Source organism: Blastocatellia bacterium (assembly GCA_016713405.1).
In the GTDB taxonomy this organism is placed as follows: Bacteria; Acidobacteriota; Blastocatellia; order Chloracidobacteriales; family JADJPF01; genus JADJPF01.
In genome coordinates, this window is the sequence record JADJPF010000007.1 from 101,082 (window position 1) to 125,550 (window position 24,469).

At 35.5% G+C, this 24,469-nt stretch carries 24 protein-coding genes; 11 read left to right on the forward strand and 13 right to left on the reverse strand.

What is annotated here, in order from left to right; genetic code table 11:
• Positions 1 to 2: 2 nt before the first annotated feature.
• On the reverse strand, positions 3 to 533 hold the full coding sequence (locus tag IPK14_10845) for an RNA polymerase sigma factor (protein MBK7993886.1): 531 nt from the start codon (positions 531 to 533) through the stop codon (positions 3 to 5).
• 193 nt (positions 534 to 726) lie between these two features.
• Between IPK14_10845 and IPK14_10850 the strand changes: the two genes are divergently transcribed.
• Positions 727 to 1,914, forward strand: coding sequence for a Fic family protein (locus tag IPK14_10850; protein ID MBK7993887.1), 1,188 nt, complete (start codon positions 727 to 729; stop codon positions 1,912 to 1,914).
• Between the two features lie 19 nt (positions 1,915 to 1,933).
• A complete protein-coding gene (locus IPK14_10855; protein ID MBK7993888.1) occupies positions 1,934 to 2,344 on the forward strand; it encodes a hypothetical protein in 411 nt (136 codons plus the stop codon).
• On the opposite strand, the gene IPK14_10860 is transcribed toward IPK14_10855, so the two are convergent.
• Genes IPK14_10860 through kdpF form a run of 6 tightly spaced genes read right to left on the reverse strand, consistent with a single transcriptional unit; the run spans position 2,339 to position 10,403 of the window.
• On the reverse strand, positions 2,339 to 3,043 hold the full coding sequence (locus IPK14_10860; protein ID MBK7993889.1) for a response regulator transcription factor: 705 nt from the start codon (positions 3,041 to 3,043) through the stop codon (positions 2,339 to 2,341). The genes IPK14_10855 and IPK14_10860 overlap by 6 nt on opposite strands.
• A complete protein-coding gene (locus IPK14_10865; protein MBK7993890.1) occupies positions 3,044 to 5,743 on the reverse strand; it encodes a sensor histidine kinase KdpD in 2,700 nt (899 codons plus the stop codon).
• Positions 5,744 to 5,746: 3 nt separating this feature from the next.
• A complete protein-coding gene (kdpC, locus tag IPK14_10870; GenBank protein MBK7993891.1) occupies positions 5,747 to 6,331 on the reverse strand; it encodes a potassium-transporting ATPase subunit KdpC in 585 nt (194 codons plus the stop codon).
• Positions 6,332 to 6,356: 25 nt separating this feature from the next.
• Positions 6,357 to 8,489, reverse strand: a complete 2,133-nt coding sequence (kdpB, locus tag IPK14_10875; GenBank protein ID MBK7993892.1) for a potassium-transporting ATPase subunit KdpB — start codon at positions 8,487 to 8,489, stop codon at positions 6,357 to 6,359.
• Between the two features lie 24 nt (positions 8,490 to 8,513).
• On the reverse strand, positions 8,514 to 10,301 hold the full coding sequence (kdpA, locus tag IPK14_10880; GenBank protein MBK7993893.1) for a potassium-transporting ATPase subunit KdpA: 1,788 nt from the start codon (positions 10,299 to 10,301) through the stop codon (positions 8,514 to 8,516).
• Between the two features lie 12 nt (positions 10,302 to 10,313).
• Positions 10,314 to 10,403: a K(+)-transporting ATPase subunit F gene (gene kdpF, locus IPK14_10885; protein MBK7993894.1), complete on the reverse strand. Its 90-nt coding sequence runs from the start codon at positions 10,401 to 10,403 to the stop codon at positions 10,314 to 10,316.
• A gap of 257 nt (positions 10,404 to 10,660) precedes the next feature.
• Here kdpF and IPK14_10890 point away from each other — a divergent pair, with 257 nt between their 5' ends.
• The gene (locus IPK14_10890) at positions 10,661 to 11,707 is read left to right on the forward strand and encodes an aromatic ring-hydroxylating dioxygenase subunit alpha (protein MBK7993895.1); all 1,047 of its coding nucleotides are present in this window, start codon (positions 10,661 to 10,663) and stop codon (positions 11,705 to 11,707) included.
• Positions 11,680 to 11,817, forward strand: coding sequence for a hypothetical protein (locus IPK14_10895; GenBank protein MBK7993896.1), 138 nt, complete (start codon positions 11,680 to 11,682; stop codon positions 11,815 to 11,817). Before IPK14_10890 ends, IPK14_10895 begins: the two co-directional genes overlap by 28 nt.
• Positions 11,818 to 11,825: 8 nt before the next feature.
• On the opposite strand, the gene IPK14_10900 is transcribed toward IPK14_10895, so the two are convergent.
• Complete coding sequence (locus tag IPK14_10900; GenBank protein MBK7993897.1) at positions 11,826 to 13,976, reverse strand: DUF2723 domain-containing protein; 2,151 nt, start codon at positions 13,974 to 13,976, stop codon at positions 11,826 to 11,828.
• Positions 13,977 to 14,041: 65 nt separating this feature from the next.
• On the opposite strand from IPK14_10900, the gene IPK14_10905 reads away from it, so the two are divergent.
• Positions 14,042 to 14,899 (forward strand): M50 family metallopeptidase, encoded by an 858-nt coding sequence (locus IPK14_10905; GenBank protein MBK7993898.1) that lies wholly within the window; start codon positions 14,042 to 14,044, stop codon positions 14,897 to 14,899.
• Positions 14,900 to 14,930: 31 nt separating this feature from the next.
• Positions 14,931 to 16,274: a sigma-54-dependent Fis family transcriptional regulator gene (locus IPK14_10910; protein ID MBK7993899.1), complete on the forward strand. Its 1,344-nt coding sequence runs from the start codon at positions 14,931 to 14,933 to the stop codon at positions 16,272 to 16,274.
• A gap of 131 nt (positions 16,275 to 16,405) precedes the next feature.
• Here the strand turns inward: IPK14_10910 and IPK14_10915 are convergent, their stop codons facing one another.
• Positions 16,406 to 16,996, reverse strand: a complete 591-nt coding sequence (locus tag IPK14_10915; GenBank protein ID MBK7993900.1) for a dCTP deaminase — start codon at positions 16,994 to 16,996, stop codon at positions 16,406 to 16,408.
• Positions 16,997 to 17,249: 253 nt separating this feature from the next.
• On the opposite strand from IPK14_10915, the gene IPK14_10920 reads away from it, so the two are divergent.
• Positions 17,250 to 18,878, forward strand: coding sequence for a S41 family peptidase (locus tag IPK14_10920; GenBank protein MBK7993901.1), 1,629 nt, complete (start codon positions 17,250 to 17,252; stop codon positions 18,876 to 18,878).
• A 9-nt stretch (positions 18,879 to 18,887) separates the two neighbouring features.
• Positions 18,888 to 19,232, forward strand: a complete 345-nt coding sequence (locus IPK14_10925; protein MBK7993902.1) for a DUF3703 domain-containing protein — start codon at positions 18,888 to 18,890, stop codon at positions 19,230 to 19,232.
• 86 nt (positions 19,233 to 19,318) lie between these two features.
• Here IPK14_10925 and IPK14_10930 read toward each other — a convergent pair whose 3' ends face one another.
• The 4 genes from IPK14_10930 to IPK14_10945 form a co-directional block, all read right to left on the reverse strand.
• Complete coding sequence (locus IPK14_10930; protein ID MBK7993903.1) at positions 19,319 to 20,398, reverse strand: PilT/PilU family type 4a pilus ATPase; 1,080 nt, start codon at positions 20,396 to 20,398, stop codon at positions 19,319 to 19,321.
• 149 nt (positions 20,399 to 20,547) lie between these two features.
• Positions 20,548 to 20,853 (reverse strand): ATP synthase F0 subunit C, encoded by a 306-nt coding sequence (locus IPK14_10935; protein MBK7993904.1) that lies wholly within the window; start codon positions 20,851 to 20,853, stop codon positions 20,548 to 20,550.
• A gap of 222 nt (positions 20,854 to 21,075) precedes the next feature.
• Positions 21,076 to 21,948, reverse strand: coding sequence for a F0F1 ATP synthase subunit A (gene atpB / locus IPK14_10940; protein MBK7993905.1), 873 nt, complete (start codon positions 21,946 to 21,948; stop codon positions 21,076 to 21,078).
• A gap of 26 nt (positions 21,949 to 21,974) precedes the next feature.
• Complete coding sequence (locus IPK14_10945; GenBank protein MBK7993906.1) at positions 21,975 to 22,418, reverse strand: hypothetical protein; 444 nt, start codon at positions 22,416 to 22,418, stop codon at positions 21,975 to 21,977.
• A gap of 167 nt (positions 22,419 to 22,585) precedes the next feature.
• Between IPK14_10945 and rplM the strand changes: the two genes are divergently transcribed.
• From rplM to rpsB, 3 genes are all read left to right on the forward strand, one after another.
• Entirely contained in the window at positions 22,586 to 23,047 is a 462-nt protein-coding gene (gene rplM / locus IPK14_10950; protein MBK7993907.1) for a 50S ribosomal protein L13, read from the forward strand.
• 50 nt (positions 23,048 to 23,097) lie between these two features.
• On the forward strand, positions 23,098 to 23,493 hold the full coding sequence (gene rpsI / locus IPK14_10955; protein ID MBK7993908.1) for a 30S ribosomal protein S9: 396 nt from the start codon (positions 23,098 to 23,100) through the stop codon (positions 23,491 to 23,493).
• A gap of 125 nt (positions 23,494 to 23,618) precedes the next feature.
• Positions 23,619 to 24,425, forward strand: coding sequence for a 30S ribosomal protein S2 (gene rpsB, locus IPK14_10960; GenBank protein ID MBK7993909.1), 807 nt, complete (start codon positions 23,619 to 23,621; stop codon positions 24,423 to 24,425).
• The last annotated feature ends 44 nt before the right edge of the window (positions 24,426 to 24,469 follow it).

Here is a 24,469-nt window from a genome sequence, read left to right on the forward strand (position 1 = left end):
AATTATTTTACCTGTTTACTTTTTTGTTTACTTTTTTGTGAAATTTGCCATTTAGAACGTAATGTATTTCTAGCACGAAAAATATCTACCTTAACTTTACTCTCTGAAATGTTTAGCACTTTTGCAATTTCTTGATAGCTCATTTCTTCTTGTTCTCGTAGCAAAAGTGCTAGGCGTTGATCCTCTGGCAACAGTTTTAATAAATCTGCTAACTCTTTAGCTTCTTCTATATCTTCTAAGGTTTTTTGAGGATCCAGCGGCTTAGGCTTAAAAAAATTTGCAACACGATCAAAAAATTTTATTTTAGTTTGCCTTTTAGCTATTTCATTTAATGCTAAGTTATGTGCAACTCTAAATAACCAAGCTCGAATTTCCATTGTTGATAAATCTTGGTTATTTTGCTGATAAAAACGGAGTAAAGTTTCTTGAGCAATATCTTGAGCTAGGCTTAAATCTCCTAACATATATTTTAGGACACGGCATAACCTAGGGTAATTTTCATTAAAAGTTATTGTAAATTTTTCTTTATCCATAATTTTTATCTATACAAAAAACAGATGAGAAAGAAAAAAGTTACAAAATTTTCCAGTTAGTTTTATTGAGCAAAAGCTAGATTTAAGAAACGGTTTTTAAGATCGGCAACAGAATCGGCAATATATTTGTATAATTTTATGTATCTACTATAATATCAATAAAATACAGTTATTAAAGATCGGCAATATGGCAATAATAGAGACACCTTCCAGAATAGAACCTTGCTTTTTAGAAGAAGCAGGTGCAGAAATTATAGACCTTATAGCTTCTTTATCTACAGTAACGGAAAGGCTAGGCAATCGTCTTAAACCTGCTACTGCCGCTAGTCTAGCTGATTTGGTTAGGATAATGAATTGCTATTATTCTAACTTAATAGAAGGCCACAATACCAAACCCCGCGAAATTGAACAAGCTCTAGCCAATAAATTAGCTAGTTCTGATGAACGGCGAGATCTGCAATTAGAAGCACTTGCTCATATTCGCGTCCAACGTGAAATAGACCGTCAATATGTTGAAGGTCTTTTGCCAGAACCAGCCTCTATTGCTTTTATTTGCTGGATACACAAAGCTTTTTATGAAGATGCTCCTGATAGGATGTTGTACATAAAAAATATCACTCAAATTATTAGGATTGAGCCAGGGCAATTTCGCTCTAAACCAGAGCATGAAGTATCTGTAGGCCAACATTTACCACCATCAAGTATTTATGTGCAAAATTTTATGGAATATTTTCAAAAACGATATAAGTTTGAGTACCTAGGCAAAGGTAGCAAAATTATAGCAATGGCAGCAGCACACCATAGATTTAATTATATTCATCCATTTCTTGACGGAAATGGGCGTGTAAGCAGGCTAATGAGTCATGCTATGGCACTTGAAGCAGGTATAGGAGCGCATGCTCTTTGGTCAGTATCAAGAGGGTTAGCACGAGGCTTATCAAGTCGTAGCGACTATAAACAAATGATGGATTATGCTGACACTCCACGCCAAGGAGATTTAGATGGTAGAGGTAATTTATCCCTCAAAGCTCTTAAAGCTTTTATAGTCTGGTTTCTAAAAGTTTGTCTTGACCAAGTAACCTTTATGGAAAAACTCTTTGAACTAGATACACTTGCTGCTAGGCTTAAAACTTATGTTGATTTACACTCGCTTAAAGTAGAAGCCTTTTATATCCTAGAAGCAGTTTTGATGCGTGGTGAACTAGCTAGAGGTGAAGTAACCAGAATAACAGGTCTTAAAGAGCGCACTGCTAGAGCTTTGTTATCTAAATTAGTTGAAGCTGGCATTTTAGCTTCAGACACCCCTAAAGGTGCTGTATCACTACGTTTTCCAATTAATACAGCAGAAATATTGTTTCCAACTTTATTTCCTGTAGCTTAACTTAATAGGAGCAAAGTTTGTGAGTGAAATAGAAATAATAGCAATGCGCGGTTGGATAGATATTTTCTTGGTCGCATGGCTTCTAAAAAGATTTTTAGTCTATGCTCCAGATATCAATCTTCGACAACGCTTTGCACAAATAACAATAGTTTCTCTTTTGCTCCTGCTTTTACAGTGGCTAGGGCTTTGGAGTTGGCAGGAAGTTTTAGCTGCGCTTAAAACAATGTTGGTTATCTGGCCGGTTTTACTTGTACTTTTATACTTAATCTATCAAAACTACTTACTACAAAACATTGTTGAAAAGGCAGAATTTGAAGTTGATTGGCGTAAAGAATACCAGGAAGTTTTACTTCAAGAACTTGAAGCCCAAGGGAAAGAAATTCCTCCTGCTCCTGTAACTGCTGAAAAATCAACAGATAGCGTTTTATAGTCCTTCTTTGTGGTCGCTACTTTCTAAGGCAAAACGATAGCCAACCCAAGGTTCAGTCAAAATATAGCGTGGATGGTGTGGATCAGGTTCTAGTTTTTTTCTAAGCTGATTAACAAAAACTCTTAGGTATTCTATTTGATCAACAAACTCCCAACCCCAAATTGATTGCAATAATGCTCGATGAGTGACGATTTTTCCAGCACGTAAAATTAAATAACGTAATACCTCAAATTCTTTAGGTGTAAGCTTGATTTCTTTACCTGCTACTGTGACTCGACGGCTTTCTACATCAACAATTACATCATTAATTTTTAAGATATTTTCTTCTATTTCATTAGTATTTGTACGTCTTAAAACAGCACGAATACGAGCTAGTAAAACATCTAAATTAAAAGGTTTAGTAACATAATCATCTGCTCCAAGGTCTAAGGCTATTACTTTGTCTTGGTCTTCGCCTTTGGCCGAAAGTATGATGATAGGGACTTTAGAAAATTCTCTAACTCGGCGGCATACTTCTAAACCTGTAATATCGGGCATTACCAAATCTAAAATTACTAGATCAGGTTGTTCTTTACGTATTTCATCTAGTGCATCTTGACCGTTTTTAGCTGTTCTGACCTCATAGCCATTGGCTGAAAGGCTAGCACGTATAGCCCTTAAAATTGCTAATTCATCATCTACTAACAAAATACTTTTCACTTAAATTTCCTCGCTAGGCATTAAGGACGATAAATCTTTATATTCCACAGGTAGAGAAAAATAAAAGGTGGATCCTTTGCCTAATTGACTTTCTACCCATATTTTACCGTCATGAAGTTCTACAATACCACGAGCAATAGCTAACCCCATGCCTAAGCCCGCAGGACGGTTTTTATCATCTCGATTTGTGCGGTAAAACTTATCAAAAACCTTTTTTTGTTCTGCTAAATCAATTCCTTGACCGTGATCTTTGACACTTATAAGTAATTCTTCTGCTTGAAGTTTTCCAGCTAAAATAATTTTAGTTTGTTTTGGTGAATATTTAGCAGCATTTTCTAATAGATTAAGTAATACTTCTTCAAGTAAAGCCGAATCTATTTTAACAAGTGGCATATCTTCAGACAGATTAACTTCAATTTTATGGTCACGTAACGCAATTGCACAACGTTGTAATGAATTAGTAAAAAGCTCTGAAACATCTGTCCATGTTTTCTTTAATTTTAATTCTCCTGCTTCGATACGTGCCATTTCTAAAAGATTATTGACTACCTGACTTAGCCGGTGAGATTGCTCATCAATTATAGAAAGAAATTCGGTAGACTTTTCTTGATCCATTGAAATATTTTTTTGTAGCAAACTGTCTACACAAGTGCGAATTGCTGTTAACGGAGTCCGCAGGTTATGAGAAACGGACGCAAGCAAAGCCGACTTTAATTTATCGCTTTGGCGTAAGGTTTCTGTATGGCTAACTTCTTGCAAGAACCGGATTCTTTCAAGTGCTAATGCTACTAGTCCGGCGGTCGCTTCTAAAGTTGTACGCTCTAAAGTGTCAGCCCTGACTATCATTACTCCAATACACTTAAGACCAACTCTTAAAGGAACATAAGCTAGTTGATTAATAGGACTATTAATATTAGTTGGGTAATATTCACTATATTTATTAAGTATTTTTAATTCGCCTAGCTGAAAAACTTCATTTACAAGCTCTTCTTTAACTAAAGAGTGAATATTATTTAGTTCAGTTGCAAGGGTTAGTTTTTTTAATTTTCCTTCGCTATCAGGGGCAAAAATACAGCAATAATCTAGCTTAAAGACATCAACAACTTGGCGAGCAATCATAGTGGTTGCTGTTTCTGAATCAGGGGTTGCAATAATTGTTCTGCCAAGTTCATAGAGTCGCCAAACGTCTTCACGTCGTTTTTCTGCGTCTTCAGCACGGGCTTTTGCAGAAGCAGAAAAATGGCTGGTAATAATTGCCGTTATGGTAAATGCTGTTAGAGCAACCCAGTTTTGTGGGTCTTGAATGGTAAAAGTTTTAACAGGTGGAAGAAAAAAGTAGTTAAAACAAAGCATTCCAATTAGTGCAGCAACAAAACTTGGGCCTAAACCACGAAGTGAAGCCGCGACTTGTACAATAAGCAGTAAAGTTAAAGCTACAGTTGTGCTATTAACTGTAAATAGCTTAAATATAATAACTACAACTACTTGTCCAACGATAGCGACTAGATAACTTAGCCAATCTGCTGGCAATTTCCAACGGGAAGGCTTATTTGGTCTTTGTTCGGCAGTGGGAATAACTTGGACAGCCGCTTCTTTAACTTCGTCAAGAAAACGGTCAATAACAGAACCTTTAACCAACAGTTCCCAGCGAGAACGGGCAGATTGACCAAAAATTACATGGGTGATTCCTTCACGTTTAGCAAAATTAATTAGGCCATCTGCGGGACGTTCAGCTTTTAATTTAACAATTGTTGCTCCTAATTCTTCAGCTAGAGCAATATTGCTAGAAAGTTGGCGGGCATCTTCTGAGCGAATATGCTTTGCATCCTCTCTAGGTGTTTCTATATAAACAGCATACCAACGCGCAGCCAGTCGGCCAGCAATTCTAGCTCCGGTACGGATCATTTTTGGTGCCGTGGTGCTAGAAGACATACAAACCATAACGGTTTCTGGAATAGATGCTGGCTCTAAGCCTTCTCTTTCACGATATTGAGCCGCTTTGACGCTAACTTGTTCTGCAACAGTTCGCAGTGCTAGTTCACGTAAAGTTGAAAGATTGCTTATCTTAAAAAAATTATTTAGTGCTTGTTCAACTTTTTCTGGACGATAAACTTTGCCTTGTTTTAGCCGGTTTTGTAGTTCATCAACGCTAATATCAACATTAATAATCTCGTCTGCACGTTCAAAAAAAGCATCTGGGACGGTTTCGCGTACCTTAACACCAGAGGATTTCATCACCGTATCATTAAGCGTTTCAACATGTTGGATATTTACAGCCGTCATTACATTAATTCCAGCATCAAGTAAATCTAAAACATCTTCATAGCGTTTTTTATTTTTTGAACCAGGAACATTTGTATGAGCTAGCTCATCAACCAAACAAATCTGAGGTTTACGAGCTAGAATTGCGTCTACATCCATTTCCGACAAGGTGACTTCACGGTAAGAGATTTGTTTACGTGGAATTACTTCTAAGTCACCAATTTGTTTTTCTGTTTCTTCACGTCCAAAGGTTTCAACTAGTCCAATTACTACATCTTGGCCTTGTTTACGAAGTGAATGAGCGTCCTCTAACATTTGATAAGTTTTACCTACACCAGGTGCAGCACCAATATAAATACGTAGTCTAGGCCGATCTGCCTCTGCTAGTTTGGCTAGTAAATTGTCTGGATCAGGTCTTTTATCTTGGTACTCGCTCATAAACTATTGTTTTTTAACTGGATAAGTTGCGTCTAGGTCTAAGTTTAACTCTAATACATTAACTCGATTTTCTCCAAGTATATTAAATTGTCGTGCTTTAGTGTGTTTTGTAACTAAATCTTTGATTTGTTGCTCAGAAACATTTCTAGCCCTGGCAACACGGCTAATTTGAAAATGTGCTGAGGCTGGACTAATATCAGGGTCAAGACCTGAAGCCGAAGCTGTAACTAAATCTACAGGAATCAAAGAATTAGGATTTTCTTTTTTTAAGCTTGTAGCGTTAACTTTAACCCTATCAATAAGTAAGTGATTTGTTGGCCCCCAATTAGTACCACCTGATGAGGTTGCATCATAACCAACACCTGCCGCAGATGGTCGAGAGTAAAAATACTCATTGCTACTAAAAGATTGACCAATAAGACGAGAGCCAACTATTTGACCATCTTTTTTAATTAAACTTCCATTAGCTTGATCATTAAATAAAGCTTGAGCTAGCAAAGTAACAACTAATGGGTAAATTAAACCTGTAATTATTGTAAACACTACGATTGCCATTACTGCGGTATATATTTGTTTTAGCCAACTCATTTTCTTTTCCTTCAATTTCCAATTTTTAGGCTAAACCTAAAGCTCTAATTATCAAATCAATAAACTTAATTCCAATAAAAGGAATTATCACACCACCTAAGCCATAAATTACTAGATTACGCCTAAGAAGTTGTGCTGCACTCATTGGTTTATATTTAATTCCTCTTAATGCTAAAGGAATTAAAAAAACGATTATTAAAGCGTTAAAAATTACGGCTGATAATATCGCTGATTCAGGACTTGAAAGACCCATAATATTTAATGTTGATAGCGGACTATTAGAACTTCCTGATATCACATAAAGACCAGAAAAAATAGCAGGAATAATAGCAAAATACTTAGCAACATCATTTGAAATAGAAAACGTAGTCAAAGCCCCGCGGGTCATTAAAAGTTGTTTGCCGATTTCAACAATTTCAATCAATTTAGTAGGGTTTGAGTCAAGGTCTACCATATTTCCAGCTTCTTTAGCTGCCATTGTGCCGGTGTTCATTGCTACGCCAACATCAGATTGAGCTAGGGCAGGAGCATCATTAGTTCCATCTCCAGTCATTGCTACAAGTTTACCTTCAGCTTGCTCTTTTTTAATTAAATCTAATTTATCTTTAGGTTTAGCTTCTGCTAAAAAATCATCTACACCAGCTTCTTGAGCAATTGCCGCTGCCGTTAGCGAGTTATCACCAGTAATCATAATGGTTTTAATTCCCATATTTCTTAACTGTGTAAAACGCTCTCTAATTCCACCTTTGACAATATCTTTTAGGTAAATAACTCCTAAAATGCGGTTGCCATCTGCTACAACTAATGGAGTACCACCAGCACCGGAAACCCGTTCTACAGCCGCTTTTAGCTCTGTTGGGATAGTTCCATTTTGTTCTTTAACAAAATTTAGTACAGCATCATAAGAACCTTTACGAATTACGCGACCTGCAAAATCTACTCCAGACATCCTAGTTTGAGCCGTAAAAGGAACAAACAGCATATCTTTTTGGGCTAAATCTCGTCCACGAAGTTTATATTTTGTTTTAGCTAGCACGACAATAGAGCGACCTTCAGGAGTTTCATCAGAAAGACTTGCTAGTTGTGCTATGTCGGCTAATTCTGTTTCGTTAATTTCTGGCATTGGAATAAATTCTGTTGCTTGACGATTGCCTAAAGTAATTGTGCCAGTTTTATCTAACAGCAAAACATTAACATCGCCTGCTGCCTCTACTGCTCGACCACTCATAGCCAAAACATTATGCTGAATTAGTCGATCCATTCCAGCAATCCCAATGGCTGAAAGCAATCCGCCAATTGTAGTTGGAATTAAACAAACAAGTAATGCTATAAGCACTGTAATTGATGGAACTTGAGCCGACTTAAAAATTCCTGCACCGTTAGAAGCCTCTACACTATAAATTGCATAAGGTAAAAGCGTTGCAACAGCTAAGAGAAAAATAATTGTTAATCCTGCTAATAAAATATTTAAGGCTATTTCATTAGGTGTCTTTTGACGCTCTGCGCCTTCAACAAGTGCAATCATTCGATCTAAAAATGTCTCGCCAGGATTTGAAGTTATACGAATCTTGATCCAGTCTGATAAAACTTTAGTTCCACCAGTCACAGCCGAACGATCCCCGCCAGACTCACGAATCACAGGCGCACTTTCTCCAGTGATTGCCGACTCATCAACCGAAGCAACACCAGCAATTACTTCACCATCCCCAGGAATAAATTGACCTGCTTTGACTAAAACAACATCACCCTTACGTAATTTTAAGGCGGAAATCTCTTCTGTTGCAATTTTGTCAATGTCAAACTTGTTAGCAGTATTGGCATTATTGCTTAAGATCCGATAAGCAACAGTTTCACTTTTAGCTTTTCTTAAAGTGTCGGCTTGTGCTTTGCCTCGTCCCTCAGCCATAGCTTCAGCAAAATTAGCAAACAGAACAGTAAACCAAAGCCAAATAGTTATTTGTACAGTAAAAAGTAGGTTTGCAGTTTGTCCTTGAGCAATATCACGTATTAAGAGTAGCGTAGTCAGTAAGCTACCGATTTCTACAACAAACATTACTGGATTTTTAGCCATTATCCGAGGATCTAATTTTCGCAAAGAGTCTTTAATAGCAGTTTTTACAATTGAACTTTCAAATAATGCTTTAGTATTTTGTGGCATTTTGTTTATCTCAGCTTTCTTTCCTTAAAAACTAATGTTTGAATTCATTAGGAAATGTTCAACAATAGGGCCTAGTGAGAGCATAGGAAAGAATGTCAATGCTCCAACAATTAAAATTACACTAATTAGTAGTAGGACAAATAAAGGTGTATGGACTGGAAATGTACCAGCAGAAACAGGTACAGACTTTTTAGCTGCTAAATTTCCTGCAATTGCTAATACAGGAATAATCATTAAAAATCTACCAATTAACATTGATAAACCTAACGTAATGTTATACCAAAATGTATTGACTGTAATGCCAGCAAAGGCCGATCCATTATTGCCTGTAGCCGATGAAAAAGCATAAACAATTTCTGACAACCCATGAGGCCCAGAGTTATTTATTTTAGAGACTCCATAACTAGCAACACTTGACCAAGAGGAAAAAATCAAAATAGTTACAGCAAAAACTAGCGCGTAAAGCATAGCCATTTTTATTTCTTTAGCTTCTATTTTCTTTCCTAAATATTCTGGTGTTCGTCCAACCATAAGGCCAGCAATAAAAACGGTTAGTATTACCATAACCAACATTCCATAAAGTCCAGCACCTACACCGCCAAAAATTACTTCGCCTAACATAATGTTGAGCAATAAAATCATTCCACCAAGCGGAGTGTAGGAGTCATGCATTGAATTAACAGCCCCACAAGAAGCATCTGTGGTTGCAGTAGCAAAAAGCGCGGAATTTGCAATTCCAAAACGGACTTCTTTGCCTTCCATATTGCCGCCTGCTTGCTCTTGTCCCGTGTTTTCAATGGCTACTTGGTCAACATTGTATTGGGTAAACTGAGGGTTTCCCTTAGCTTCAAAGTGATAGACAACCAAAAATCCTGCTAGAAACAAAATTGACATAGCCGTAAAAACTGCCCAGCCATGTTTTTGATTACCTGTCATTTTGCCTAATGTGTAAGTTAGTGCTGATGGAATCAGGAAAATAGCCAACATTGAAATAAAGTTAGTTAATGGAGTTGGGTTTTCATATGGATGAGCAGAGTTAGCATTAAAAAAACCACCTCCATTTGTACCAAGCTGTTTAATAATTTCCTGTGAAGCAACCGGGCCTTGGGCAATAACTTGATCAGTAATAGTTTCTATGGTTTTAGTCCCATTAACATCAATTTTTTCTACTATCACCGTTTCAACTCTTTTAGCTGTAACATAGGGATTAAAGTTTTGAACTACTCCTTGAGAAACTAAAACTAATGCTCCAACTAGCGAAAATGGCAAAAGGATGTAAACTACTGACCGGGTTAAATCTACCCAAAAATTACCAATAGTTTTTGCTTCTCGTTCAGCAATGCCACGAATAAAGGCTATTGCAACTGCAAGACCTGTAGCAGCAGAAACAAAGTTTTGTACCGCCAGCCCAGACATTTGAGTTAAATAGCTCATAGTTGATTCACCGCTATAAGCTTGCCAGTTAGTATTGCTAACAAAACTAACGGCAGTATTAAAAGCTAGGTCTGAAGCTATAGAAGTAAAATTTTGTGGGTTAAGAGGTAAAAAAGATTGTAATCTTTGGAGCAGATAAAGCACTATTACCCCTACAAAATTAAATAAAATCAGTGAAATTGCATAATTTGTCCAATGCTGAGGAGTTTGGTCTATTTGGCAAATTCTATAAACTAAATTTTCTAAAGGAGATAGCACTTTACTCAATAAAGTTTTTTCTCCAGTAAAAATTTTTGTCATATAGCTGCCAAGTGGTTTAGTTAAAAGAAGTAGAACTAAAAGAAAGATTGCTAGTTGTAGAAATCCGTTAGCGGTCATAAATTTTCCTAACTAAAATTTTTCTGGACGAAGTAGGGCATATATTAAATAAATAAATAATGCCAAGACCAGAATGCTACTAAGTAAATAATCTAAATTCATTTTCTAGCCTTAAGTTTTTAGAGTTTGTTGCAAGCTTTTGTATAATAAAGACATAAAATCATAAACAATATAATTATTAGCATAAAAAAATAATATCTAACATTCCAACCTCTATTTATTCTCTTGTTGGAAAAATAATAGTTGTTTGTAGATAAAGAAGGACTATAGAATTTATAAGGGATTTATAAAGAACAACATATTTAGCATATTTGCATAATTTTACAGAGAGGATTTCAAGTTTTGTAAGGTAAAATACTATGAAATTAGCTACCCAAATATCATTGATTGATAGAATTTTAGGCTATGTAGACAATCGTTCTACAGATATGGTGGAAAATAGCTATCAACAAACTGTTGAGGGTTATTTATCAACAGAGCTTTTGGAAAAAGAGAAAAATCTTTTCTTTAGAAAATATCCAATGATTATTGGACATTCTAGTCAAGTTGCTAATTCAGGTGATTATCTTTCTCATAATGAAACAGGTGTTCCAATAGTTGTTTTGCGAACTGATGAAGGAACGTTAAATGCTTTTATCAATGTTTGTCGTCATCGTGGAATGCGCCTAGTTAATGAGCCGTGTGGAATAAAGAAAAAATCTTTTGTATGTCCTTATCATGCTTGGACTTATAACCAAGAAGGGAAACTAATTCACCTACCACATCAGGAAGGCTTTCCTTGTACCAAGCTTGAAGAAACGCAACTTATAAAATTACCTGTTGTTGAAAAATATGGCTTTATTTGGGTTAGTCCTTCACCTGATGTAAAGTTAGATATAGATAGTTACTTAGGCGATTTAGTAGAAGATTTTACTTCCTATGGTTTTGATACACATATTTCTTACCAACCACATAGCAAGAAAAAAGCATTAAATTGGAAGTTAGGTATAGAGATTTTTTTAGAAGGCTACCATGTTAAACATGCTCATAGAAGTACAATTTATCCAATGTTTATTGATAATGTTGGTATTTATGATCAATTTGGTTTGCATATGAGAAATATTTTTCCTAAGCGTCGGATAGTGGAACTTAAGCCAATTGATAAGGAAAAATGGAATATTAGACCTGTTGCTAATATTTTATATTATCTATTTCCTAATAGTTTAATTTTAGTAGAACCTGGTCACGCTACATTATTTAATATTTTTCCCGTAGATATTAACAACTCCATAATGTTAGTTAATAGTTTAATTTCAGCTAAACCAGAGACAGAAAAGGCTGTAAATTACTGGCAAAAAATATTGATATTCTTACCAACGCAACAGAGGAAGATTTTTGGATGGGCGAAGCTATCCAAAAAGGCTTAGAATCAAAGGCTAATAAGCATTTTACCTATGGTCGTTATGAACAAAGTTTAATGTATTTTCATAATTCGTTAAATCAAGAATTAGCCAAAGCAACTACAAAACAACCATAAATTTTATTTTAATTAGGCAATTGGTTTAATTGTTGTAAGCCTTGCTGAGCTAATTTATTAGTAGGGTTTAACTCTAATGCTTTTTTATAGTTCTGCTCGGCTGCTACCTTTTCACCTTTACCAGCATAAGCATCACCTAAAAACTGATAGGTTCTGTCAAAATTTGGTAGTAATTTTAATGATAATTGTAGAAATTCTATTGCTTCATCATGCCTTTGCGCAACGCTTAAGTATTTACCACGATTAGCAATCATTGTAGCATAATTAGGTAGTAATTTTTTTGTAGCTACTTCATCTAAATGAATAGAACCATCTAATAATCCTCGTAACTCAAGAGAAGGTGCTGGGTCAAGATGAAAAGTTTTATCAGCATAAATACGCATAGTTAACCCTTGAGGAACTAAATTGTAATCAGCTACAACTGTTGGTGGGTCAATAGGTAACATTGTATAAGCTGCTTGATTTTTAGATAAGTTGTAGTTAATAAAAGAATTTATAAGAGCAAAAAACTTTTTGCTAATACTTACATTATCATATGGCTTATCTGCTTCAAAAAGCCTTAAATCTTCTAAAAATTCTTTAGTTTCCTTTTCGCAAGCTTTCATCATTTCTGGGTGTTGCTGCGTCAGATAACTTTCAATATACCAAGAACGCCTAAGCAGATTTACATCAATTACAACCACATCAGAACGAAAATTTTCTAAATGACGCATATAAAGATATGGTGAGTAGAATTGCCATTCTAAAGTAAGTAAAAGACTGCTAGGTTCTACACTACGCATTACATTTTCTACGTAGTCACGAGCTATTAAATAATTTCTTTTGTTATTTTCCTGATAGTGAGTAACAAAATTTAAGATTGGTAAGATACTGAAAAATATTAGAGTTAGAGTAGCAAAAGGCTTACTTTTTGTAGCTAATTTGGTAAATAAATCTATTAAGCCAGCAGCAATTATAATGGTTAATGCAAAATTAGTAGTTAAATAATAAGCGTCCTTATCTTCAGCAATTTCATAACTTACAGAATAAGCTAAGTCAAAAACAATAATTAAAACAGTTAAGTAAAATATATTGCGTTTATTTTTCCAAAGTGCTGCAAGCCCAACAAAAATAAACACTAAACCTAAAGGAGTAAATTGCCAAAAAGTCAAATTAGCAAAATACTTAAATTGCTCTTTAACTATCTCAAGGCTAGGTGAAAGGTTAACTTGGTATTGTTTAGCGGAAATGTGCCAATAAAATTTTTCAAGTGAAGAAGGATTCCCCCAATTAAAAATAGGTTGTTGGTTAGCTGATATTGGTAAATATAAGTAGATAGCAAAGCCTATTAGCACTGTAACAAAAGCTATTTTGACTTGTTTAGAAAGTAAATACTTAAAGCCTTCATTATAAATAACAAAAAAAGCTATAGCAGGCAAAGTAAGTAAAATTGTGACATGGTGAACACCTAATGCTAGACCATAAATTAAAGCTGCTACTGGGATTATGTTATCTGCCTTCTTGTCATTGGCTTGCTTTTTTAAGTGCCACTCAAGCATCAAATAAATAATTCCACTAAGCATAAAAATATTTAGTGTGTAAACTTCTGCAACAGAAGCATAAAACCAAAGCGTAGTAGAGAAAGAAAAGCTTAGTGCAACTATTGGAGGCATCAAGAACTTAAAGATGGGTTGAAGAAAAATACTATCTGTTAAAAATTGTTTTTGTACGTTAGGGTTTTTACCTTGCTTATTTGGACTATTTTGAGCAAAAACGTCATAGATGTTTATTGCAATTAGGGTTAAAACAGCAGAAGTTAACGCAGCAAAAAAAGCAGACATAAAACTCATTCTTGCTGCAATGCTGCCAAGTGGTAGTTTGGTAAATAAATAGCCTAGTATGGTATAGAGTGGAAATCCTGGTGGGTGAGCAACACCTAATTTAGCACTAGTGAGTATTAACTCTCCGCTATCTACTAAAGTAACTGTACGGGCAAATGTTAGTAAATAGGCTAATATGGCAATAAGAAAAGTGATTAGTGGTAAAACTACTTTCTGTTGTTTGTTTATAAGTAAATTATCGTTATCAGATAAACTTACTGATTTAGTAGAGTTATCTAGTTGTTTTATCTGTTGGATACTAGGTTTTTCTTTACCGGCTTTTTTTTTAGATTGACTCATCTTTTGCTATTAAAAAGTTTAGTATTTAGCTAACATAAAAATAATAAAGTGAAAGGATTTTCATTATGAAAGAATCAAAAAATAGCTTCAAGCTTTTAATGCTAGCCTCATTAGTTACTCTTTTAATCGGCCTTATTCCACAAAGCAGATTAATACTCTATCCATTCAACTTATTTGTTACTTATGTACATGAAACTTGTCATGCTTTAGCAGGGCTTTTAACTTTAGGAAGTGTTCAAGGAATGACAATTAACCCTGACACTAGCGGTGTGACGCTTGTTGCAGGTGGAATTGCTGTAGTAACTTTTAGTGCTGGTTATTTAGGTAGTGCGTTATTTGGGGCTTTACTTTTAATCCTTTCTTATAAAGGGGAGATGTCTAGAAAAATCCTTGCTGCACTAGCCGTTGGTGTTTTAGCTGTAACCGTATTTTTTATTGGTGTTGGCTATACCTCATTTTTATTAACTATTTTGCTTTCTGCAATAGGAGTAACACTTTTTGCTAAGCCAAACTTACCTAATAGCTTAAAAGTCGGTTTAAGTGCTGCTGGTATAGGCACATTTTTTACTTTAATTGCATTTTTGGCTATTACAAATAATTTGTTTGGTTGGATTGCAGGACTTACTTTAGCCACAGTATTATTTTTAGCTGCTAAGTTTTTACCAACCACAGGCGCACAATTTGCTTTAAGCTTTTTAGCAATACAAAGTTGCTTAAATGCTTTATCTGATATAAAAACTTTATGGTTTTTAGCTGCTTCCTCTGCAACACATTCAGACGCTCAAGGAATGGCTTCTATTACAGGTATTCCAGCTATTTTCTGGGCAACTTTATGGGGTGTTGTTTCATTAGCTATTTTAGGAGTAGCTTTATTTATTTACCATCGGGCAATAAAAACTGGGAAAATCTTACCTACTAAGTAATTGATAAAACAAGTTATCTGGAGCTTAATAAATGGCACGCAAAAAAATTTTAGTTGTTGATGATGAAAAACGCCAAAGAGAAATTTTAGAGTTAATTTTAAGTGAAGAAGACTATACTGTTAGCACTGCATCTAGTGGTGAGCAGGCTTTAAGACTAGTAAAACAGGGGCGTTTTGACCTAGTTTTAACAGACTTAAAAATGAGTGGAATGGATGGAATAGAATTACTTAATCAACTAGTTCAATATGATTCTTCAATTATTGTAATTTTAATGACGGCTCATGGCTCAATTGATTCAGCAAAAGAAGCCATTAAATTAGGTGCTTATGATTATTTAGAAAAACCCTTAGACAAAGATAAATTGCTTGAAATAGTTGCACGAGCATTAGAAAAGCTAAATGTCTTAGATACAGAGATTATTGGCGAATCTGAAGAGATGAGCAAAGTTAAGAAAATGATTATAAAAGTTGCTCGCTCTAGTGAAACCGTTTTAATTCGTGGTGAATCAGGAGCAGGAAAAGAACTAATAGCCCGCGCAATTCATAATAACAGCCCACGTGTTAACCAACTGTTTTCTGCTGTTAATTGTGCTGCAATTAATGAAAATTTATTAGAATCAGAACTCTTTGGACATGAAAAAGGCTCTTTTACTGGCGCACATGCTGAGAAAAAAGGGCTTTTTGAAGTTGCTGATCGGGGAACTCTATTTTTAGATGAAATAGGTGACTTAAATATTAGTATGCAGGCTAAAATACTACGTGCATTACAAGAGCGTGAAATTATGCGTGTAGGTGGCACTAGGCCAATAAAAGTTGATGTTAGAGTGCTAGCAGCAACTAACCGTGACCTTGAAACTATGGTAAAGGAAAATACTTTTCGCTCAGATCTTTACTATAGATTAAATGTTATTCCTATTAATATTCCTTCCTTAAGACAAAGGCGAAGTGATATAGCATTGTTGGTAGATTATTTTCTAGCCAAACATGGTCGTTCTGCTGCTCGCCCAATTAAAGGGCTTAGTCCAGCAGTCAAAAAACTTGTTAATGAATATTCCTGGCCCGGTAACGTCCGACAATTAGAATCAGCAATGAAACGAGCAATTTTACTTTGTGAAGGTGATTATATAGATGTTGAGGATTTGCCAATAGAAATACGTCAGGAAGGCGAGCAGGCTTCTTCTTTTAGCTTTAAGCTACCTCCAGAAGGCATTTCCTTTGAAGACCTGGAAAAGTCCGTAATTATTCAAGCAATGGAACAATCAGACTGGAATATAACCCGTGCTGCTAAGTTATTAGGACTAACCTTTAGAACCTTACAATATCGATTAGAGAAATTTGATATTCAACGCCCTAGCAAATATAAAGATATGGATTAGAAATTATAGCTTTAAGCAACTTAAATGCTTTTAGAGAAATCAATAAAAGTAAGTTAGCCGGAAAAAATGCTGATACCAAGACCCAAGATCGCAAAATAGCCAGATTTGTTAGCAGTTTCCGGCTAAAACTATTACACCTTAGCCAAAGTTAGCCCAGATTGATCTTGATACTTTCCTTGACGATCACTATAAGATGTCTCACATTCTTCATCTGACTGAAAAAACAAGATTTGTACAAAACCTTCTTCAGCAAATAACCTAACAGGCAGATTTGCTGCATTATAAAGCTCTATAACTAGCCGTCCTCGCCAATTAGCTTCTAGCGGGGTTGTGTTAACAACTATTCCACATCTTGCATAAGTTGATTTACCTAATGCAATGGCTGTTACATTACGAGGAATATTAAAACGTTCAATGGTAATACCTAAGGCATAAGAATGTGGAGGGAGTAGCCAATAAGTTGAGCCATCTGCATCAGTTCTTAAAGGGATATCCAGTAAGCTTTTAGAGTCAAATTGTTTTGGGTTAATTTCTGTACCTTGAATAGGGGAAAAAACCTTAAATTCATCTCGTGCTAGTCTACAATCATAGCCATAACTAGACAAGCCACAACTAATAATCCTACGATTATCTACCTGTCTTAACAAGCTAGTTTCAAAAGGTGTGATTAACTCGGCAGTTTCACACATATGTTTAATCCATTTATCTGATTTAATCGCCATGTTTTTTCCTAAAATTAATTTTTCCTAAAATTAGCAGGCATTTATAGCAGTAGCTTAGAGTCTTTTCCAGTAAAATTAGCAGTTTGGTAAATTTCTATGTTAGCTATTTATCAGGCAAAAAATTTATTAAAAGAAAATTAGGCTTATCTTCAAAAAGCTGGATATGCTATATTTCCTATACATTAAAATAGTGGCTAATATAAAGCTAATCACTTCGTCAAACTAAGATTTTTACCTTGCTGGTGAGGTTTTGATGCGAACAAAAAGAACTTTTACTGTATTAATTTTTGCAATAATGTTAATGGGAACGTTAGCTGGTGGATTTTATAGTCATAAAGTCCAAGCTACAAATCCTGGCAGTCAAGTGCGTACAACAGATATAGAGAGTATTTTCACTGAAGCACTTAATGTAGTAGAGACAAATTATGTTGATGAAATTAAACATGATAATCTTACTAAAGTTGCTATCCAAAACATGTTACGCACATTAGATCCACACTCAAATTATTTTGATAGCAAAGAGTTTCAAGAACTACAAAGAGAACAACATAGCCAATTTTTTGGCATTGGTGTCACAATAAATCGGCGTAATAACCGAGTTTTTATCCTTTCTGCCATCAAAGGCACACCAGCAGAACAAGCCGGCCTACGCTATGGAGATGCTATCCTAAAAGTTAATGATAAATTAGCAACAGAATGGTCAACTCAAGAAGTACTAGAAAATGTACGTGGGCCAAAAGGAGAACCTGTAGAAATTGAAGTAGAACGTGCAGGAGTTCCTAAACCACTCACTTTTAAGATTGTTCGGGATGCTGTTCCCCTACCCTCCATACGTAATGCTTTTATGGTTAAGCCAGGTGTTGGGTATATTGCTTTAGTAGGAGGCTTTAATCACACTACAGAGGATGAATTACTACAAGCAATGGAAGGTCTTAAGTCTGAAGGAATGAAATCCTTAATCTTAGATGTACGTAATAATCCTGGTGGATTATTAACTCAAGCTATCAAAGTTTCCAATATATTTTTGCAAAAAGGTCAAAGTATTGTTTCCATCAGAGGACGAGACAATCGCACAGAATCCCGGTCACATGACGCTAATAATTCTGCTCCAGAAGATATACCACTAGTTATTTTAATTAATCGTAGTACAGCATCAGCCTCAGAAATTGTTGCTGGAGCAATTCAAGATCATGATCGAGGAATAATTGTTGGTGAAAGCAGTTTTGGTAAAGGTTTAGTACAAACCGTTTTTAGGCTTCCTTATGGCTCTGGCCTTACTCTAACGACTGCAAAATACTACACACCTAGCGGAAGACTTATACAACGCGATTATTCAGGGCTATCATTTTATGAATATTATTCCAACCACTTTAAGCAAGATGCTAAACAACCTGTAGGTGAGAAACATCGCACAGATTCAGGAAGGGATGTTTATAGTGGTGGGGGAATTAAGCCAGATGTAGAGGTAAAATTATCAGAGTTTACTCCTGTAAGAGCAAAACTATTTAATGCTACATTTGCTTTTGCTAGGGAACTTACGGCTGGCCTTATACCTGGACAAGCCCAATTTAAAGTAACTCGAACAAGCTTTAACCATAAATTAAGTGCTGATGAATTTGTGGTGACAGATAAGGTAGTTGCTGCTTTTCAAACTTTTATTTCTAGTAAAGAAAGAGAAAATTTAAAGGTTACAGAAGCACAGTTTAACGAAAATTTAGACTATATAAAACGCAGAATCCGTGAAGAAGCTGTTACTGCTGCTTATGGTACAGAAGTAGGAAATCAAGTTTTATTAGAAGGTGATGAGCAAGTTTTAAGAGCAGTCGATGAATTGCCAAATGCAAGACAATTAGCAGAAAATGCTTATAGCAAAAAGCAATAAAGACTTTGTATGAATACTCAAGTAAGACAAGCTTTTGATACGGAAATGAAAGTAGCAAAAGAATTTTTTGCTAAAGGAGATTTAGAAAAAAGTTTTAAGCATTTAGAACGCGCCCATGTTCTTGGACAACTTTATGTTGTAGCTCATGTTAAATCTCACTGGTGGATGTTAAAAGTTGGGTTTTGCAGGGCTTCAGTGCAAGAGATTTTAGGTCAAACTGTACGAATTATTTTTGGGGCTTTAGGTTCTGCTGTTGGAATTGTTCCTGTTGGTAATACTGGAGGAACAAATATTAGTATGTTTGCTAGATTACCTATTCAACCAGATATAGCAAAAATTCTTAATAAAATTTAAGTTTCCAAATTATAAATCGCACTAACTTTTATAAATAGAAAAGTTAGTGCGATTTATTTTTTTATTTTTTGCTAAAGTGTTTAAGTTTATACACCTTCTAAGGTCAGAGAACGTTCAAAGTCGCCAACACTTGAAGCAGCAGCCTTAGCTACTTGTAAGCTTAACTTGCCTTCATGATAGAGTTGTAACAAATGTTGATCAAAAGTTTGCATTCCATAATGATCACGTCCGCGTTCCATATGTGCTGCAATTTCATTAGTTTTTTCAGCATTTTTAATACAATCTTGTATAGCATGAGTTGTGCGCATTATTTCTACAGCCGGGACTCGACCATTTCCGCTTTTATGAGGCAGTAGACGTAGTGACATAATAGCCCCTAAGTTTTCAGCAATTCTATAACGAATAGAAGTATGTTCTTCAGCAGGATAAAAACTTAATAAACGACCTATAGTTTTTTGCACATCTGTAGTATGAATTGCACTCATAACTAAATGTCCTGTTTCTGCTGCACGTAAGGCTGTATCAAAGGTTTCACCATCTCTAATTTCACCAACCATAATTACGTCAGGATCTTGTCGTAATGCTGTTCGTAGCGCATCACGGAAAGTGCGGGTATCTTCGCCTATTTCGCGTTGTGTAATAACGGCTTTTTGGTTTTTATAAAGAAATTCTATAGGGTCTTCAATAGTAATAACATGTACTTTACGGTTACGGTTAATATGTTCAATCATTGCTGACATGCTAGTAGATTTACCATTCCCAGTTGCCCCAGTAATTAGAACTAACCCACGAGTTAGATCGGCAATATCAGCAAGTGTTGGAGGAAGGCTTAAATTTTGAAAAGTTCGGGCTTCAATTGGAATAGCTCTAAGTACAACTGCAAAAGTACCACGCTGCTTAAAAACATTAGCACGAAAACGACCAGCCCCTTCAATTCCGTAAGAAATATCTCGTTCTACAAACTCATCATAATCATGTAAGCGTTCGTTTTTTAGTAAAATACGAGCTATTGATTCTGTATCAGCAGAAGTAAGCACTTCATACTTAACATCCATTAATGCGCCATTATAACGAAATAGAGGCACACTTCCTGATTGGAAGTGAATATCAGAAACACCACTTTTGACCGCCATGGTCAGAATTCTATCCAGAACTTTTTTTTCCATGCCGCTTAAGCCTTTCCTTATTAGTTATGACGATTGCTAGGTTTATGAAAACCTTACTTTCTCACAAACTAGTATTGCAATCAAGAGAAAAGCCAGCAATCTACTAATAAAGTAGTGCTGGCTTTAAAAACCAAGCAAGTTATTAATAATTATTGACCTAAGAGTACAGTTACAAAGGTTAATAATACTAATGTTTCAATAAGTGCTAAACCTAAAATCATCATAGTGAAAATACGTGGGCCAGCACCAGGATTTCTTGCTGTTCCTTCACAAGCAGCAGCAATAGCTTTTCCGTCGCCCAAAGCACCACCTAAAGCAGCAACAGCAACAGCAAATGCACCAGTAATTTTAATTAATGGACGATCAGCCCCAGCCGCATCTTGAGCTAAAGCTGTGGTAGCAAATAAAAACATCATTGAAGCGATAGAAAGTAATCTAACTAAGTTGAATTTCATAAATTTTCCCCTGAATTTAAGTTAAATTTTAATAATTGACAAACAGAGGTAATTTTTTGCTTATCTGCAAGGTATGATAACATTTCCCACCCGGTAAACACTTGACACCGTACAGCAAGGCTCCAGACAGTTGGAAAAAAAGATATATATATAATGGTGCAGATAAAGAAAACTTTTAACCTCAAAGAACAATTAAAGATAAAGCCAAGTTATAAAAAACTTTTAGTGAGCCGAAGCATGCGCTCCTTCATGCTCATCGTGATGATCGTCATGGTGATCATCATGTGGAACTGTTTCACTTAAGTAAACACAAGAAAGAACCACAAATATAAAGGTTTGTACAAAGGATACAAACACAGCTAAAACCAGTAAAAATGCTGGAACTAGTACAGGTACTAATCCGCCAACTATTTCAGCTATCTGCTCATCAGCATAAATATTAACAAAGAGTCGTAATCCTAAAGTAAAAGGTCTAAATAAATTACTAATTATTTCTACTACAAAAATAATTACACCAAAAAGGATAAGGAAACCCTTCATAAGTTCTGGGCCACCCATAAAGTGTTTTAAGTAGCCAAAACCTTGTTGCTTAAAGCCCCTGGAAATATAGTAGACAAAAGAAAACAACCCCAATGCCCAAGTAACATTTGGATTAACTGTTGCTGCTTTTAGACCAGGAATAACACCCATCAAATTAGAAACTAAAATAAATATTGAAAATGATGCAATAACAGCTAAATACCGTCGGCCATATGCACCAACAATTTGGTCTAATAAATCTCTAATTTGTAAAATAGCTCCTTCTAGGATTTGTTGACGGTTAGAAGGGTTATCTACGGAAAGTTTACCACGAAATAAGTAAAGACCTAGAGTACAAATAAGTACAGAAATAATTACTAAAGTTATATGTTCAGGAATAGCATTATGAGGATCACCTTGCCAATTAGGATTAATACTTTGCATTATGGCTTTTTGAATAGGAAAGACAACTGGGCCGAGGATATGATTTACTTGTTCAGCAATCCAGACTACATGATGGCCGCCGCCTTCTTTAGCATTTGTTGCTTGTTCTGCCCAAAAAAACGTTGCTAGCATTTACTATCCCTTTCTTTTTGTTGATCTTAAGATTTGTTTTCAAATAATAAAAAGCGAATTTGAACTAATACTTCTAACATTGCGGCACTAACAAAGGTTAATAATCCTACGGTAATGCCTAAAGTTAATGTTTTACCACTAAAACTAAATGATAAAGCTAAAATGCCCAAAATAAATATCCAGCGAAAAATAAACCTACTAACACCAGCTAATCCGCCTTTTGGCATTTGGCCTTGAGTTACATCTAATAATATATTTTTTAAGCTTTTATCTAACCAATAGTAATTAAAGTAGGATAGTATTGCACCTAAAGTAACACCAATAGCAAAAAGCTTAGTACCAAATAGAAAGGCTAAAAATATAAAGAGCAAGATTGAAATAATGATATTTTTTTTCAAGCGATGTTTAATCGCTAAAGGATTAGTTGCTGGTGATTCTAATTGATGGTCAATTAAATTTTCTTTAGACACTTTATCCACCATTACACAAGCTGACCATAATAGCTAGAATTATTTTTAATGTCTAGTTGTCTTTGGCGAACTTGCAAAAACATCCGATATATTGCTTGACAAGAGAGATTAATTTTTTTATTCTTCCCGTTCGTCCCTTTTACGACCCTATTGGAGAATCTTTAATTATGTCAACCTATTTTCCAAGTGGAAAAAATTTAGAAGCTTCGCGTAAGTGGTATATTATTGATGCTACAGGACTAACAGTTGGTCGTTTAGCATCAAACATTGCTACAATTTTAATGGGGAAAAACAAACCTAGTTATACCCCATTTCTTGATATGGGTGATCATGTCATCATTGTTAACTCAGAAAAAGTGATTTTTTCTGGTAACAAATGGGAAGACAAAATGTATCGTCATCATACACTTTGGCCCGGTGGCATAAAGCAAACTATGGCTAGAGATATGTTTGCACGTCATCCAGAACGAATTATTGAATATGCAGTTAGTGGTATGTTACCAAAAACTAAACTTGGGCGTGCTATGGCTAAAAAACTTTGTGTTTATGTTGGCCCAGATCACCCTCATCAGGCGCAAAAACCTGAAAAATTAGTTGTTAATATACAAGCACCTAGCCGCCGTATATAAACTCTTAAAATAAAATTTTTATCTTTTCAAAAAGTCTGAGGAGAAAGCAAGTGGCAGAAACTGTACAAAATTATGGTACAGGCCGTCGTAAAACCGCCGTTGCGCGGGTTTTTATTCGTCCTGGCGAAGGTAATATTACTGTTAATAAAAGAGCTTTAGAAACTTACTTTCCTAATGAAACCCATCGAATGATTATTCGTCAACCATTGGTTCTTACTGATACCAATGGAAAATTTGATGTTTTAGTCAATGTACAGGGTGGAGGAACATCTGGACAAGCCGGGGCCGTGCGTCATGGTATTACCCGTGCTTTGATGGATTTTAATTCTGAATTACGCCGTAAACTTAAAAAGGCGGGTTTTGTTACCCGTGATCCACGTGTTAAAGAGCGTAAAAAATACGGGCAAAAAGGCGCACGTAAACGCTTCCAATTCTCAAAACGTTAAAAATTTTCTATTTCTCAGGCCGCAAATGCGAGTTGCTACCAAAAGGTGGTATTGTTGGATTTGTGGCCTTAGGCTTAAACTCGCACCATTAAATTTAGGAGGTCAGCTTGTCAGTTGGAGTAACTATGAAAGAGTTGCTTGAAGCTGGTGTACATTTTGGACATCAGGTCAGGCGATGGAATCCAAAGATGAAAGATTATATCTTTGGCGAACGCAATGGTATTTACATTATAGATTTACAAAAAACCCAAAGATTATTTAAAGAAGCCGTTAAATTTGTCACCCAGGCCGCCACAGAAGGAAAAACCTTTCTCTTTGTTGGTACAAAACGCCAAGCACAAGATGCAATTGCTGAAGAAGCTGTTCGTTGTGGGCAATATTATGTTAACCAACGTTGGTTAGGGGGGTTGCTTACCAATTTTCAAACCATTCAAAGATCAATTCGACGCTTAAAAGACCTTGAAGCAATGGAAACCGATGGTCGTTTTGATGCTTTACCCAAAAAAGAAGTTATTCAATTAAAACGTGAACGTACAGCTTTAGAGAAAAACCTTTCTGGCATTAAAGAAATGCCTAAATTGCCAGAGGTTATATTTATTATTGACTCTAAAAAAGAAGAAATTGCTGTTCATGAAGCAAATAGATTAGGTATTCCTATTGTGGCAATTGTTGATACTAATTGTGATCCTGATGGAATTGACTATGTAATTCCAGGTAATGATGATGCTTTAAGAGCAGTTCGTTTATTTACCTCAAAGATTGCAGATGCTGTCATAGAAGGCAATCAAATGGGAGCAGGCAAGGAAGAACCAGAAGCTTTAATAGTTGCAACAACAGTTGTTAATGATGGGCAAGCTGTTTCGGTAGCAGACTTAAAACCTGCTGGTTATGCTGAAGTAGAAGAATCAGAAGCACTTGAAAGTGAAGAATAGCATTTTGCTAGGCTTATATATTTATACTTAATCTTATATATAAG

Excerpts from the sequence above, each read along its gene's own strand:
- IPK14_10925 (MBK7993902.1), top strand. The coding sequence starts at position 18,888 with ATGAATACTCAAGTAAGACAAGCTTTTGATACGGAAATGAAAGTAGCA.
- atpB (MBK7993905.1), bottom strand. The coding sequence starts at position 21,948 with ATGCTAGCAACGTTTTTTTGGGCAGAACAAGCAACAAATGCTAAAGAA.
- rplM (MBK7993907.1), top strand. The coding sequence starts at position 22,586 with ATGTCAACCTATTTTCCAAGTGGAAAAAATTTAGAAGCTTCGCGTAAG.
- IPK14_10900 (MBK7993897.1), bottom strand. The coding sequence starts at position 13,976 with ATGAGTCAATCTAAAAAAAAAGCCGGTAAAGAAAAACCTAGTATCCAA.
- rpsB (MBK7993909.1), top strand. The coding sequence starts at position 23,619 with ATGAAAGAGTTGCTTGAAGCTGGTGTACATTTTGGACATCAGGTCAGG.
- IPK14_10895 (MBK7993896.1), top strand. The coding sequence starts at position 11,680 with ATGGGCGAAGCTATCCAAAAAGGCTTAGAATCAAAGGCTAATAAGCAT.
- IPK14_10930 (MBK7993903.1), bottom strand. The coding sequence starts at position 20,398 with ATGGAAAAAAAAGTTCTGGATAGAATTCTGACCATGGCGGTCAAAAGT.
- kdpB (MBK7993892.1), bottom strand. The coding sequence starts at position 8,489 with ATGCCACAAAATACTAAAGCATTATTTGAAAGTTCAATTGTAAAAACT.
- IPK14_10865 (MBK7993890.1), bottom strand. The coding sequence starts at position 5,743 with ATGAGCGAGTACCAAGATAAAAGACCTGATCCAGACAATTTACTAGCC.
- IPK14_10935 (MBK7993904.1), bottom strand. The coding sequence starts at position 20,853 with ATGAAATTCAACTTAGTTAGATTACTTTCTATCGCTTCAATGATGTTT.
- IPK14_10845 (MBK7993886.1), bottom strand. The coding sequence starts at position 533 with ATGGATAAAGAAAAATTTACAATAACTTTTAATGAAAATTACCCTAGG.
- kdpA (MBK7993893.1), bottom strand. The coding sequence starts at position 10,301 with ATGACCGCTAACGGATTTCTACAACTAGCAATCTTTCTTTTAGTTCTA.
- IPK14_10915 (MBK7993900.1), bottom strand. The coding sequence starts at position 16,996 with ATGGCGATTAAATCAGATAAATGGATTAAACATATGTGTGAAACTGCC.
- IPK14_10920 (MBK7993901.1), top strand. The coding sequence starts at position 17,250 with ATGCGAACAAAAAGAACTTTTACTGTATTAATTTTTGCAATAATGTTA.
- IPK14_10905 (MBK7993898.1), top strand. The coding sequence starts at position 14,042 with ATGAAAGAATCAAAAAATAGCTTCAAGCTTTTAATGCTAGCCTCATTA.
- kdpF (MBK7993894.1), bottom strand. The coding sequence starts at position 10,403 with ATGAATTTAGATTATTTACTTAGTAGCATTCTGGTCTTGGCATTATTT.
- IPK14_10890 (MBK7993895.1), top strand. The coding sequence starts at position 10,661 with ATGAAATTAGCTACCCAAATATCATTGATTGATAGAATTTTAGGCTAT.
- IPK14_10910 (MBK7993899.1), top strand. The coding sequence starts at position 14,931 with ATGGCACGCAAAAAAATTTTAGTTGTTGATGATGAAAAACGCCAAAGA.
- kdpC (MBK7993891.1), bottom strand. The coding sequence starts at position 6,331 with ATGAGTTGGCTAAAACAAATATATACCGCAGTAATGGCAATCGTAGTG.